Annotated in this window: 16 protein-coding genes; 6 read left to right on the top strand and 10 right to left on the bottom strand. The window is 67.0% G+C overall.

Annotation, left to right across the window (positions count from 1 at the left end; all coding sequences use genetic code 11):
* The first annotated feature begins 61 nt into the window (after positions 1-61).
* The gene (locus ASD42_RS09655) at positions 62-829 is read left to right on the top strand and encodes an SOS response-associated peptidase (protein WP_056815892.1); all 768 of its coding nucleotides are present in this window, start codon (positions 62-64) and stop codon (positions 827-829) included.
* 76 nt (positions 830-905) lie between these two features.
* Here ASD42_RS09655 and ASD42_RS09650 read toward each other — a convergent pair whose 3' ends face one another.
* Together ASD42_RS09650 and ybaK are read right to left on the bottom strand one after the other, a co-directional pair.
* Complete coding sequence (locus tag ASD42_RS09650; protein ID WP_056812962.1) at positions 906-1217, bottom strand: hypothetical protein; 312 nt, start codon at positions 1215-1217, stop codon at positions 906-908.
* Between the two features lie 88 nt (positions 1218-1305).
* Positions 1306-1782 (bottom strand): Cys-tRNA(Pro) deacylase, encoded by a 477-nt coding sequence (gene ybaK, locus ASD42_RS09645; protein WP_056812959.1) that lies wholly within the window; start codon positions 1780-1782, stop codon positions 1306-1308.
* Positions 1783-2022: 240 nt separating this feature from the next.
* Here ybaK and ASD42_RS09640 point away from each other — a divergent pair, with 240 nt between their 5' ends.
* Both ASD42_RS09640 and rsrA read left to right on the top strand, forming a co-directional pair.
* Entirely contained in the window at positions 2023-2658 is a 636-nt protein-coding gene (locus ASD42_RS09640; protein ID WP_174552018.1) for a sigma-70 family RNA polymerase sigma factor, read from the top strand.
* 20 nt (positions 2659-2678) lie between these two features.
* On the top strand, positions 2679-2936 hold the full coding sequence (gene rsrA / locus ASD42_RS09635; protein ID WP_082843924.1) for a mycothiol system anti-sigma-R factor: 258 nt from the start codon (positions 2679-2681) through the stop codon (positions 2934-2936).
* Positions 2937-3008: 72 nt separating this feature from the next.
* Here the strand turns inward: rsrA and ASD42_RS35830 are convergent, their stop codons facing one another.
* Positions 3009-3083: a 50S ribosomal protein bL37 gene (locus tag ASD42_RS35830; protein WP_022597109.1), complete on the bottom strand. Its 75-nt coding sequence runs from the start codon at positions 3081-3083 to the stop codon at positions 3009-3011.
* Positions 3084-3201: 118 nt separating this feature from the next.
* On the opposite strand from ASD42_RS35830, the gene ASD42_RS09630 reads away from it, so the two are divergent.
* Entirely contained in the window at positions 3202-3417 is a 216-nt protein-coding gene (locus ASD42_RS09630) for a biotin/lipoyl-binding carrier protein (protein ID WP_056812952.1), read from the top strand.
* Between the two features lie 30 nt (positions 3418-3447).
* Positions 3448-4962, top strand: a complete 1515-nt coding sequence (locus tag ASD42_RS09625; RefSeq protein ID WP_056812950.1) for a sensor histidine kinase — start codon at positions 3448-3450, stop codon at positions 4960-4962.
* 116 nt (positions 4963-5078) lie between these two features.
* Here the strand turns inward: ASD42_RS09625 and ASD42_RS09620 are convergent, their stop codons facing one another.
* Both ASD42_RS09620 and ASD42_RS09615 read right to left on the bottom strand, forming a co-directional pair.
* Complete coding sequence (locus ASD42_RS09620; RefSeq protein ID WP_022567051.1) at positions 5079-5333, bottom strand: WhiB family transcriptional regulator; 255 nt, start codon at positions 5331-5333, stop codon at positions 5079-5081.
* A gap of 251 nt (positions 5334-5584) precedes the next feature.
* On the bottom strand, positions 5585-6529 hold the full coding sequence (locus tag ASD42_RS09615) for a diacylglycerol/lipid kinase family protein (RefSeq protein WP_056812947.1): 945 nt from the start codon (positions 6527-6529) through the stop codon (positions 5585-5587).
* Between the two features lie 146 nt (positions 6530-6675).
* On the opposite strand from ASD42_RS09615, the gene ASD42_RS09610 reads away from it, so the two are divergent.
* Positions 6676-7068 (top strand): hypothetical protein, encoded by a 393-nt coding sequence (locus ASD42_RS09610; RefSeq protein ID WP_056815885.1) that lies wholly within the window; start codon positions 6676-6678, stop codon positions 7066-7068.
* Between the two features lie 55 nt (positions 7069-7123).
* Here the strand turns inward: ASD42_RS09610 and ASD42_RS09605 are convergent, their stop codons facing one another.
* From ASD42_RS09605 to ASD42_RS09585, 5 genes are read right to left on the bottom strand one after another with little or no spacing between them, the layout of a single operon-like run.
* Positions 7124-7801 (bottom strand): endonuclease V, encoded by a 678-nt coding sequence (locus ASD42_RS09605; protein ID WP_056812945.1) that lies wholly within the window; start codon positions 7799-7801, stop codon positions 7124-7126.
* Between the two features lie 5 nt (positions 7802-7806).
* Positions 7807-8292, bottom strand: coding sequence for a GNAT family N-acetyltransferase (locus ASD42_RS09600; RefSeq protein WP_056812942.1), 486 nt, complete (start codon positions 8290-8292; stop codon positions 7807-7809).
* Positions 8289-8906 carry an acid phosphatase gene (locus ASD42_RS09595; protein WP_056812939.1) on the bottom strand — a complete coding sequence of 206 codons (618 nt, stop codon included), beginning with the start codon at positions 8904-8906 and terminating at the stop codon, positions 8289-8291. Before ASD42_RS09595 ends, ASD42_RS09600 begins: the two co-directional genes overlap by 4 nt.
* Before the next feature lie 23 nt (positions 8907-8929).
* Complete coding sequence (locus tag ASD42_RS09590; RefSeq protein ID WP_056812936.1) at positions 8930-10165, bottom strand: Rv3212 family protein; 1236 nt, start codon at positions 10163-10165, stop codon at positions 8930-8932.
* A gap of 23 nt (positions 10166-10188) precedes the next feature.
* On the bottom strand, positions 10189-11886 hold the full coding sequence (locus ASD42_RS09585) for a DEAD/DEAH box helicase (protein ID WP_056812932.1): 1698 nt from the start codon (positions 11884-11886) through the stop codon (positions 10189-10191).
* Positions 11887-12064 lie beyond the last annotated feature (178 nt).

Below are 12064 nucleotides of genomic sequence, written 5' to 3'. Positions count from 1 at the left end.
CGGCGTGGGGTGGTGTCGTCGGCGGGGCCTGATGTCGGTCCCCGCGCGTATCTTGACCTTTATGTGTGGACGATATGCGACGACCACGAATCCGGGCCGGTTGGCGGCCGAACTGGACGCTGTCGACGAAACGGGGCTCGACGAGCCGGATGCCGCCGTCAGCTACAACGTCGCGCCGACCACCCAGGTGCTCACCGTCGTGGAGCGGCACGAACACGGCGACCCCGACGACGATCCGCGCCTGCGGATCCGGCGGATGCGCTGGGGCCTGATCCCGCACTGGACCAAAGCGGCCGAGCCCGGTGTCCCGGCCAAGGGCAAACCGCTGTTCAACGCGCGGGCCGACAAGGCCGCCACCGCGCCGTCGTTCCGCGACGCGGTCAAACACAAGCGCTGTCTGGTGCCGATGGACGGCTGGTACGAATGGCTGGTCGAGCCCGCGCCGACCGGCAAGGGCAAGGCGGTGAAGCGGCCCTTCTATATGTCACACAGCGACGGTTCCCTGCTCTACATGGCCGGACTGTGGTCGGTGTGGCGTGATCGCAGCCAGCCCGATGCCGAACCGCTCATGTCGTGCACGATCCTCACCACCGACGCGAGCGGCGAACTGGCCGATATCCACGACCGGATGCCGTTGCCGATGCCGCGCGAGCACTGGGACGCGTGGTTGGACCCGGATCACCCGGCACCCGCCGAACTGTTGCGCCCACCCTCGCAGGCGGAGTTGGCGACGATCGTGACGCGTCCGGTCTCGACCCTGGTCAACAACGTGCGCAACAACGGGCCGGAACTACTGGTGCCCGACGGGACCAGCGACATCACGCACTGAGCGCGGCGGTGGTCGCGAACGACAACGCGGCCGAGCGGAGCGTGGTGTACGCCTCCGTCCGGCCGCGCGTGAGTCGTCAGAGCGAGCAGGGCACCGAATCGGTGGCGATGTTCAGCCCGCACTTGATGATTCCGGTGATCAGATCGATCACCTCGGTAGCGACCCCACCGCCGAGCTTCTCCGACTTCTCGGCTCTCTCGTCGGTTTCCGGTGCGGTCTTCGGCGAATTCTTCGGTGTGGTGCCCTGGCCGTTGAGCGGATAGTCGCCGGGTTCGGCCTGCGACGGTGGAACCACCTGCGGAGCCGCGATGGCGGGGGCTACCGCGGCAGCGCCGAAAGTGATTACCAGGGCACCGGATAGGGCGGCGATCGTCGAACGTGCGGACATTTTCGCATCACATCCTCGGGTCGAATCGGTCGTACCGGGCGCAGAATGCGTCGAAGTGAATTCGGAACGAGGCGCCGACCGGATTGCCTCAGCTGGTGATCGGGGCGGTGACGGCCGCGCACGCCCGCACCAGATCGGCGGGCGCCAGCTCGATTTCGAGCCCGCGTTTGCCCGCGCTGCACAGCACCCGATCCCAGTCGAGCGCGGAAGCGTCGACAACAGTGGGCAACTTCTTGCGCTGGCCGAGCGGCGAAACCCCGCCGAGGACATAGCCGGTGGTGCGCTCGGCCTTGGTTTTGTCGGCCATGCTCGCCTTCGACGCGCCGAGCGCGGCGGCCGCCGCCTTCAACGACAACCGCGCGGGCACCGGCACGACAGCGACCGCCAGCGCACCGGATGAGAGTTCGATCACCAGCGTCTTGAAGATCTGCGCGGCCTGCACTCCCAGCTCCTCGCCAAGTGCGTCGACGGCCTCGTCGCCATAGGACTCCGCCCGCGGATCGTGGGAATAGGAGTGCACCCGATGCGCGATACCGCCGAGGGCCTTGATCGCGGGAGTCGACATAGGCGATCACCCTAATCGGCACCACACCCAGCTCGGCAACCACATTTCCCGCGGTGTGGGAACACGAATGCCGGAGTGCATGTTGCACACAAGTGACAAGCCACCCAGCCGAGACGACGTGAAGGAGAGATAGTGACAGTGCTGCTCGAGGAGCGTCCTCTCCTGCCACGGGGTGCGCGAGTGCCAGTCGATTCCGTCGTGCCGGTAGATTCGGCTACTACGGCGATCGAAGGGATTGGTGTGACGAGCGACGACGACGTGGTCTCCGACGGTGCGTCCGGCACAGAAGTCGACGAAGCCGAGCTGGCGGCCCGGTTCGAGCGCGATGCGCTCCCGATGATCGATCAGCTCTACGGCGCAGCCCTGCGCATGACCAGGAATCCGGCCGATGCCGAGGACCTGGTGCAGGAGACGTTCGTCAAGGCGTTCCAGGGGTTCAAGTCCTTCCGGGAGGGCACCAATCTGCGTGCCTGGCTGTACCGGATCCTGACCAACACCTATATCAACTCCTACCGCAAGAAGCAGCGTCAGCCCGCGCAGTACCCGACCGACGAGATCACCGACTGGCAGCTGGCGGCCACCGCCGAGCACTCCTCGGTGGGCCTGCGCTCGGCCGAGGTGGAGGCGCTGGACGCGCTGCCCGACGACCAGATCAAGTCCGCGCTACAGCAGCTACCGGAGGAATTCCGGATGGCGGTGTACTACGCCGACGTCGAGGGCTTCCCGTACAAGGAAATCGCCGACATCATGGGCACCCCCATCGGTACCGTGATGTCTCGGCTGCACCGTGGACGCAAGCAGCTCAAGGGCCTGCTCGCCGACGTGGCGCGCGAACGTGGATTCGACCGTGGGGAACGCCAGGAGGTAGTCAAGTGAGTGACGATCCCGATCTCGATATGGACTGCACCGCGGTCCTCGCGGATGTGTGGCTCATGCTCGACAACGAGTGCGACAACGCCACTCGGCAGCGCCTGCAGGAGCACATGGATCACTGCAGTCCCTGCATCGAGGCCTATGGCATCGAGGAGAAGATCAAGGGTCTGCTCAGTCGCAAATGCGGTGGTGAGCACGCCCCCGAAGGTCTGCGCGAGCGACTCAAGCTCGAGATCCACCGGACGATCACGGTCACCAGGATCGAGACCACCGAGGGCTGATCACCCCTCGAAACGACAACAGCACGCTCTCATCGAGAGCGTGCTGTTGTCGTCTGTGCGCAGCGGCACGACTCAAGCGTTAGGACGCTTGCCGTGGTTTGCGGCGTTGCCCTTGCGGCTGCGCTTCTTACGTCCACGCTTACCCATGGGAGCTCCCTTCTATGTCTGGTCGACAGCCATTGTTTCATGTGTGATTGGCTGTAGCTTCGGCGGATACCGGCCACCGTCGCATCGCGGGGGCCACACGACTATTGAACGGGGTGCCATGCCTGAAGAAGTGCGCGCGGAGATGGTCTCGACCGTGCTCGCTGTCGAGGTCACCGTGGGCGAACACGTCCGGGTCGACCAGACACTGGTGCTGCTCGAATCGATGAAGATGGAGATCCCGGTTCTCACCGAGGTCGAGGGCGACGTCACCACGGTCGACGTCACGCCGGGGCAGGTTCTACAGGCGGGCGACCTCATCGCCACCATCGCGTAGGTCCAACGAAAACGAAGCGGTAGATCCAGCGTGGCAACACTGAGCGAGCTCCTGGCCGAACACACCGACCTCCCCGGCATCGCCGTGGACCATCTGCAACGGGTGGTGGGCGATTGGCAGTTGCTCGCCGATCTCTCGTTCTCCGATCTGCTGCTGTGGGTGGGCGCGGGCCCGGTCGTCGACGGTTCCGATGTGGTGTGTGTGGCCCAGATCCGGCCGACGACCGCACCCACCGTGCATCTCGAGGACAAGGTCGACACCACCGCCTCACGCACCGATTTCCCGCAGGTCTTCGACGCCCTGCTGAGCGGGAACACCGTGCGCACCGACGCCGAGGTCGAGGTGAGTGGGGTCTATCACCCGAGTCCGGTACACGCGGTGCGCGAAGCGATTCCGGTGCGCTGCGGCGACGACGTGATCGCCGTGCTCAGCCGTGATTCCGACCTGGCGCGTTCGCGGGTTCGCAGCACCCTCGAAACGGCCTATGTGTCCTGCGCCGACGATCTGTGCCAGATGATCGCCGACGGCAGCTTTCCGGTGCCGGAGGACCGGGCGGCCACGCACTCCAGCCCCCGAGCGGGCGATGGCTTCATCCGCCTCGACACCGAGGGACTCGTCGTCTACGCGAGCCCGAACGCGCTGTCGGCCTATCACCGGATGGGGATGCAGGCCGATCTCGTCGGTCAGGATCTCGCGGTGACCACGCGTTCGTTGATCACCGATCCGTTCGACGCGCAGGAAGTGGTGGCCGATATCCAGGCCGCGCTCGCCGGTCGCACCGGGCGCCGGATGGAGGTCGAGGCTCGCGGGGCGACGGTGTTGTTGCGCACGCTGGTGCTGCGTCCGGGTGGGGAACTGGCCGGGCCCGCGGTGCTGGTGCGCGATGTCACCGAGGTGAAGCGGCGCGACCGCGCGTTGCTGAGCAAGGACGCCACGATCCGCGAGATCCACCACCGGGTGAAGAACAACCTGCAGACCGTGGCGGCGCTGCTGCGGCTGCAAGCCCGCCGCACGGAGAACCCGGAAGCCCAAGTGGCGCTGACGGAATCAGTGCGCCGGGTCACATCCATCGCCTCGGTGCACGAGATGCTGTCGATGTCGGTGGACGAGGAAGTCGACCTCGACGAGGTCATCGACCGGCTGCTGCCGATCATGGCGGATGTGGCGACGGTGCACACCGCGCGGATCAAGGTGCGCCGGGCGGGCTCACTCGGGGTGTTCTCCGCGGAGCGGGCGACACCGCTGGTGATGGTGTTGACGGAACTTGTGCAGAACGCGATCGAGCACGCCTTCGACGCGGGCGAGAACGGTACCGTGACAATTCGCTCGGAACGGTCGGCGCGCTGGCTCGACGTGATCATCTCCGACGACGGCCGTGGCCTGCCGTCAGGGTTCAGTCTGGAAGGTTCCGACCGGTTGGGTCTGCAGATCGTGCGCACCCTGGTGACGTCGGAATTGGGCGGCTCGATCGGTTTGCATCCTGGCGCCGATGTGGGCACCGACGCGGTGTTGCGGGTTCCGCTCGGACGTCGTTCCGGGCGCTGAAACTACGGAAAACAGCTGGTGGGCAACAATAAACCCGGCACCGTAAGGTGCCGGGTTCTCACACATGCGTTACCGGGCCGGGGGGCTGATGGCCCGGCAACGCCAGGTCCGTCGACTTAGACGGAGGTACGCGTACGGGTGCGTGCGTTGCGCCGCTTGAGCGCGCGCCGCTCGTCTTCGCTCATTCCACCCCACACGCCGGCATCCTGTCCGGACTTCAGGGCCCATGACAGGCAATCGGCAGTGACGGGGCAGCGGGCGCAGACCAGCTTGGCATCGGCAATCTGCGCGAGCGCAGGACCACTGTTACCCACCGGGAAGAACAGTTCGGGGTCCTCATCGCGACAGATGGCCTTGTGGCGCCAGTCCATTCCTCTGCTCCTTTGCGAGGGCGCCACAAAGGGCGCCTGTAGTTAGTGGATCGTTCACTTGTGCGACTCGAATGTTTCCGCACGGTTGCTTGTGAATGCTTTCACGATCACCGTAGATGTCAATAGGTCTCCGGCGCACCGTGGGGGAGATCACGCTCTGGGCCCCCACAAGGGGAACCTGCCCGGTCCTTTGTACTCGCGTCTCCGGGTTTTCGCAGCGCAACCAGGAGATTTTTCTTGACGGTCGAGTGTCAGGACGGCTTGGGGGCCACCACGTCCAGCACGCTGGGGATAGATGTGAAATGCACCATCTTGCGTTTTTCGATGAAGTCGCCATCGATTTGCAGGCCGATCTCCGTGTCCGTCTCGATTCGCACGGACGGCACATCATCGGCGCGGAAAAGCATGGGCGACTTGGGGTTTCCATTCTCGGCCAGCAACTGCCGCGCAAGCAACAGGGTTCGGGTCACACTCATCGACTTGACCGCGAACACACCGAGACCCGATTCGAAGGTGGTGGTGGGATTCGTGCGAATCGGACGGTCCTCGAGATAGGTCCACGGACTCGAATTCGTGACGAAGGCGTAATAGACCTCCTCCAGTGGATCCCTTCCCGTGACCTCGACGGTGACGCTCGGATGCTGACGCCGAGCCCGGAAGAACTGATGCACCGTGGTTCGCAGATATCGCGCTGGCGTCGCCTTGCGGCCCTTGGCGCGGGCGGTGTCGATCGCCTCGCACACATCGGCGTCGAGGCCGACGCCGGCGCTGAAGGTGAACCACCGGTCGTCGGCGAGGCCGAGCCCGATCCGGCGGTCGGCGTCGCGCGCGAGCAGATCGATGAGCTGGTTGGTAGCTGTCACGGGATCGGGGGAGATGCCGAGCGCGCGGGCGAAGACGTTCGCCGAGCCGCCGGGGATGATCCCGAGGCGCGGGCGCCACACCTGGTCGTCGCCGACCTGGGGCACCGGAAGGAAGCCGTTGATGGTCTCGTTGACCGTCCCATCGCCACCGTGCACGACGATCAGGTCCATTTCCTGCGTCGATGCCCACTGGGCCAGTTCGGCCGCGTGGCCGCGATGCTGGGTGTGCGCAACGGTCAGCTGCGTTCGGCTCTCCAAGGCGTGAGCGAGCAGATCCCGGGTGGCCGGGGTCGTCGAGGTGGCATTGGGATTGACAATGAGCAGCGTCCGCACAGTGCCGAGGGTAGTGCGCGCGGGCGAACAGCCGACGCGCGCCGGGCGCCACGACGCGTCGTCGTAGGCTGGGGCACGTGGCAGAGCAGGACGTGACAGACGGTGACCAGCGCGAGGGCGGCGAACAGGTGTCGACCGGCATCCCGATGACGGTGCGGCTGGCCGGTGGGCTGGTTTCGCTGGAGGGCCTGGCCGGGGTGGCGACCGCGATCGTGCTGATCGTGCGGGCGCTGACCGGGCACGATCAGTCGGCGGCGAGCGGGGTGGGCACCGCGATCTGGTTCGGGGTGCTGTTCGGCGGGGTGCTCGCGGCGGGCATCGGGCTGCTGCGCGGCAAACGCTGGGGACGGGCCATCGCGGTCATCGCGAACGTGTTGCTGGTGCCGGTGGCTTGGTCGTTGCTGACGGACTCGCATCAGCCGTTGTGGGGGAGTCTGCTGGGGCTGGTGGCGGTCGCCGGATTGGTCACGCTGTTCGCGCCGGCCACCAGTCGCTTCATGGCTCAGGACTACGGCGAAATCCCCGAAGACGATTCGTAGTCTGACCTTTGTCGGGCAGGACTACGGCGAAATCCCCGGGGAAGATCGCCTCTAGTCAGGCCGTTGCCGCGCGCAGCGCCTCTCGGCACAGGTGGTCGGCGCGGCGGGTGGTCTCGGGTTGCCGGAATCCCTGGGTGAGGGCGAGCACCTGTGCGCACGCGGTATCGAGGTCGATGAGATGGCCGACCGAGACGAAGAGCGGTTTCACATCGTCGCGGGTGCGCAGTGCCCGGCCGACGACTTCGCCGTCGATGGTCACATCACTGACATCACCGCGACGTGGGCCGGGCGCGCGGTATTCGCCCCACACCGATTTGGCGACACCGATGGTCGGAATGCCGGTGAGCAACCCGACATGGCACGCCAATCCGAACCGTCGCGGATGCGCCGATCCTTGTGCATCACACACGAGTAGATCCGGTGTGGTGGTGAGTTTTTCCAATGCGGCGACCGTCGCGGGCAGTTCCCGGAACGCGAGTAGTCCCGGCACATAAGGGAATTTCGAAATCCCGTGTGCGACTGCCGTTTCCACCGTTTCCATGGTGGCGATGTCGATAATTACCGCAGCCGTCGCGACGGTGCCGTCTTCGGTATAGGCCGAATCGATTCCGGCCGCCGTCGAAAATTGTGGCGGCGCAACGTTTTCCGTCGACACCAGGGGACGGAGTTCGTCCTGGAGTGCGATCGCCTCCTCGGGTGTGCGCGGCCAATCGTGGGGTAACGCGATACGCATACGGCTCAGCTCACGGTCGCGGCCAGCGCCGTCAGTTCCGCACCGGCGAGGCGGTAGCCGATCCATTCGTCCTGCGGTGCGGCACCGAGGGATCGGTAGAACTCGATCGACGGTGTGTTCCAGGTGAGCACCGACCACGACACCCTGCTGTAGCCGTGCTCGACCGCCTCGGCGGCCAGTGCCGCCACCAGCGCGCGGCCGAGCCCCGTGCCGCGGGTCTCGGGGCGCACGTACAGGTCCTCGAGGTAGATGCCGTGCACGCCGTCCCAGGTGGAGTAGTTCAGGAACCAGATCGCACAGCCGTTGACCTCGCCGTCGTTCTCGGAGACGTGAGCGAAGAGCGCGGGCGTCGGCCCGAACAGCGCGGACCGCAACTGCTCCGCAGTGAGCGTGCACTCGGCGGGCGCCTTCTCGTACTCGGCCAGATCGTGGACGAGCCCGACCATCGCGGGCACATCGGCGGGGGTGGCCCGGCGGACCAGTGCGCTCATCGCGAGACTCCTTCGATCGGTTCGGTGCGGGTCGTCAGGTTGTGGCCCCAGATGGAGCGGGCGTCGTGGTCGAAGCCGAGCACGCTCACCGCCCCGGTGGACATCGCGAACCGGCGGCCCTCGCGCACCGCGAACTCCGCCCAGCGCGCGATCAGCACCCGCGAGAAATGTCCGTGACCGACCAGGACCACGTCGCGCTGTGGCAGCTCCGGCTCGACCCGGGCGAGCACCCGGTCGGCCCGCTCACCCACTTGCTCGGCCGTCTCGCCGCCGGGGACCGGCGCGGTCCACACGGTCCAGCCGGGCACGGTTTCGCGGATCGTCGCGGTCGTGATGCCCTCGTACTCGCCGTAGTTCCACTCGACCAGGTCCTCGTCGAGCTGGATCGGGGACAGTCCGGCCAGTTCGGCGGTCCGGCGCGCACGCAGGCGCGGACTGGTGAAGCAGAGCGGATCGCGCAGGTCGAGCGACTTCACCACCAGCCCGGCCGCGACGGCCTGGGCCTCGCCCTGCTCGGTCAGCGGCAGGTCGGTGAAGCTGGTGTGCTTTCGTTGACTCGACCACTCGGTTTCGCCGTGGCGTAGCAGGACCAGGCGGGCATCGGGTGTGGACATGAGTCCATCATGGCAGTGCGGGTTCAGCCGAGCGCGTACAGCTGTCCGCCGCGGTGTTCGAACACGGTGTTGCCCAGGACGGCGGTGGCGATGGTGTCGCCGCGGTAGTCGGTGCGCTCGACCGGGATCTGCGCGACGGTCGCGCCGTTGCCGCTGTCCACCGCGAGTTGCCCGTCGGCGACCGGGACCAGCAGCCTGCCCGCCATCAGCGCGGGCGTGCCGAGAGCGTCGCGAACCGTCCAGACCGGCTGTAATGTGCTCGAGCTCAAGGCGATGAGGCTGTTGCCGGTGAAGACGTAGATGGCCGAGCCGAGGCGGGTCACCGTGGCGCGCGCGTCCCACGGGGCGGCGAGCTGATGGGTCGCGATCTCGTTGCCGGTGCCGTCGTGCACCACGATCCTGGCGGGCAGTCCGAGGCCGGTGGCGGTGGGCGGGGTCGGGGGGTAGTAGACGGCGATCTTGTTGTCCGACACCGCGATTACCCGCATCTCGGGGGAGTCCGCGCCCGGTGCGGTGAGTACCCGCGAGCCGTATTCCTCGGGGGCGGTCGATTCCTTCGGCGCCGGGTTGAGCACTGTCAGCCGGTCGGTCGTGTCGCCCGGGCAGCGTTCGAGCACCGCGAGTCGCGAGGAACTCGACGCGGCCGAGCGCAGCGCACATCCGTTGCGCGGCTGGGTATTCGGATTAACCGGCGCGTCGACGTAGCCGTACTCGAGGGTGCGCACCAGGTCCGAGCGCCACATCTCCAGCCGGTTCGCGCCGAGCGCCAGCAGGTAGGTGCCGTCACCGGTGACGCGAATCTCGTCGTCCATGTAGCTGCTGCGCGCGACCCGGCGCTCACCGGTATCGGCCTCCAGCATCACCGACTGACTGCACCCACGCTGATCGCGATAGGTGGCGATCACGGTCCCGAACTGCGACTCGACCCCGCACAGCGGCATATCCCGGCGATACCACCACAGCTGCGTGCCGGTGATCGGATCGCGCCCGCTCACGGTGCCGTGGTCGCCGGTCACCACCACATTGCCCGACGTGAGCGCCCGCCTGCTCGACTCGTCGGCGGCATGCCACTGCTCACGCAAGGTGGTGGGCAGTTGGGTCGCCGCGGTCACGGTGGGAGCGGGGGACGACGCGGTGACCGAATCGGTCCCGGTGGCATCGGCACGCGCCCAGACGACGAACGCCGCCACTACGAGAGTGACGGCGATCGCGATTGCTACGAAGATGTCGGCGCGCGTCCGCCGTTCGGGTGCGAGCACGACAGCGACACTAGCAGTGCCGACTAAGCGTCTACGGTTTCCGTTGCGTCGGACGCGGTGGCTTCCGCGGGCTTGCGGCGGCGCCTGCGTCGGGCGGGCTTGGCTGCGTCGTCGCCCTCGGCCGGAGCCGATTCGGGCGCTTCGGTGGCCTCGCCGGTGGTTGACTCGGCGGTTTCCGCTTCGCCTGCCTCGGCGGGCTTGCGGCGGCGGCGCCTGCGACGGGCGGGCTTGTCGCCGTCGGTGGTGTCGTCCGCGGAATCGGTGCTCGACTCGGTGGTCGTGCCCGATTCGCTGCCCTCGACGATGGGGGTGCCACCGCGGGTGCGGCGACGGCTGCGCGAGGACTTGGGGCGCTCGGTGCGTTCCTCGACCACGGCGTCGTCGTCACGGGTGGAGGCCGCGGGCTTGCGGATCACACCGGTGATGCCCTCGGGGATGCCGAGATCGCTGTAGAGGTGCGGCGAACGGGAGTAGGTCTCGGCCGGATCGGCCATGTTCAGGCCGAGCGCCTTGTTGATCGACTCCCAGCGGTGTAGCTCGTCCCAGTCGATGAGGGTGATCGCGACACCGGTGCGGCCGGCGCGGCCGGTGCGGCCGATCCGGTGCACGTAGGTCTTCTCGTCCTCGGGGCACTGGTAGTTGATGACGTGGGTGACGTCGTCGATGTCGATACCGCGCGCGGCGACATCGGTGGCGACGAGCACGTCGATGGTGCCCTTGCGGAACTTGGTCAGCGCCTTCTCGCGGGCGATCTGACCGAGGTCGCCGTGCACGGCGCCGACATTGAAGCCGCGCTCGGCGAGATCGTCGGCCACCTTCTGCGCGGTGCGCTTGGTGCGGGTGAAGATCATCGTCGCGCCGCGGGACTCCGCCTGCAGCACGCGCGCGACCAGTTCGGCCTTGTCCATCGCGTGGGCCCGGTAGACGAACTGCGCGGTGCGGTCGTGCACCGCCGAATCGTTGGCCAGTTCGGCGCGGATGTGCGTCGGCTTTGTCAGGAAGGTGCGGGCCAGGGTGATGATCGGGCCCGGCATGGTGGCCGAGAACAGCATCGTCTGCCGCTTGTCGGGCACCATCGACAGGATGCGCTCGATATCGGGCAGGAAGCCCAGGTCGAGCATCTCGTCGGCCTCGTCGAGGACGAGCACGCCGATCTTGCCGAGGATCAGGTGGTTCTGGTTCGCCAGATCCAGCAGACGACCCGGGGTGCCGACGACCACGTCGACGCCGTCGCGCAGTGCGGCGATCTGGGTGTCGTAGGGGCGCCCACCGTAGATGGCGGCGACCTTCAGCGAACCCTGGTGGTTGGTGAGGTACTTGCTCGCGTTCTCCAGGTCCTTGGTGACCTGGATGCACAGCTCGCGCGTCGGCACGATCACCAGCGCGCGCGGGGTGCCGTCGAGCGGGGTGGTGCCGGTGTCGGCGGTCGCGATGCGGTGCAGCAGCGGCACACCGAAACCGAAGGTCTTGCCCATCCCGGTGCGGGCCTGGCCGATGAGATCATCGCCGGCCAGCGCCAGCGGCAGGGTCAGTTCCTGAATCGCGAAGGTGCGCTCGATCCCGATCTCACCGAGTGCGCGCACGATTTCTTCGCGCACGCCCAATTCGGCGAAACTCGGCGGGATGTGAGTGTTGTCCAGCTCGGCCGTCAGGAGTGTGTCGGCCACACCGGGTTCCTCTTCGACAGTGATCTTGCTCAGTGTTCGCGCCTTCCTCGTCATTGCATCTCGCACGCACGAGGTGGGGCGGGCCGGTCGGCCCGCGACGACCACTTACCCGCCTGTGATACTCACCGGGCCGGCGCCGGATAACCATCGCCGACCAGGCGTTATGCGTGGCCGTCGAGACGGTGTCATCGGCGCGGCGCTGCGGTGATGCGGATTCGTTGCGCGCACATTT

Origin of the sequence: Nocardia sp. Root136, assembly GCF_001427185.1 — a bacterium.
Taxonomy (GTDB): Bacteria; Actinomycetota; Actinomycetes; order Mycobacteriales; family Mycobacteriaceae; genus Nocardia; species Nocardia salmonicida.
The sequence above is the reverse complement of the archived record's forward strand: the minus strand, read 5'-3'. Positions and strand labels throughout refer to the sequence as shown.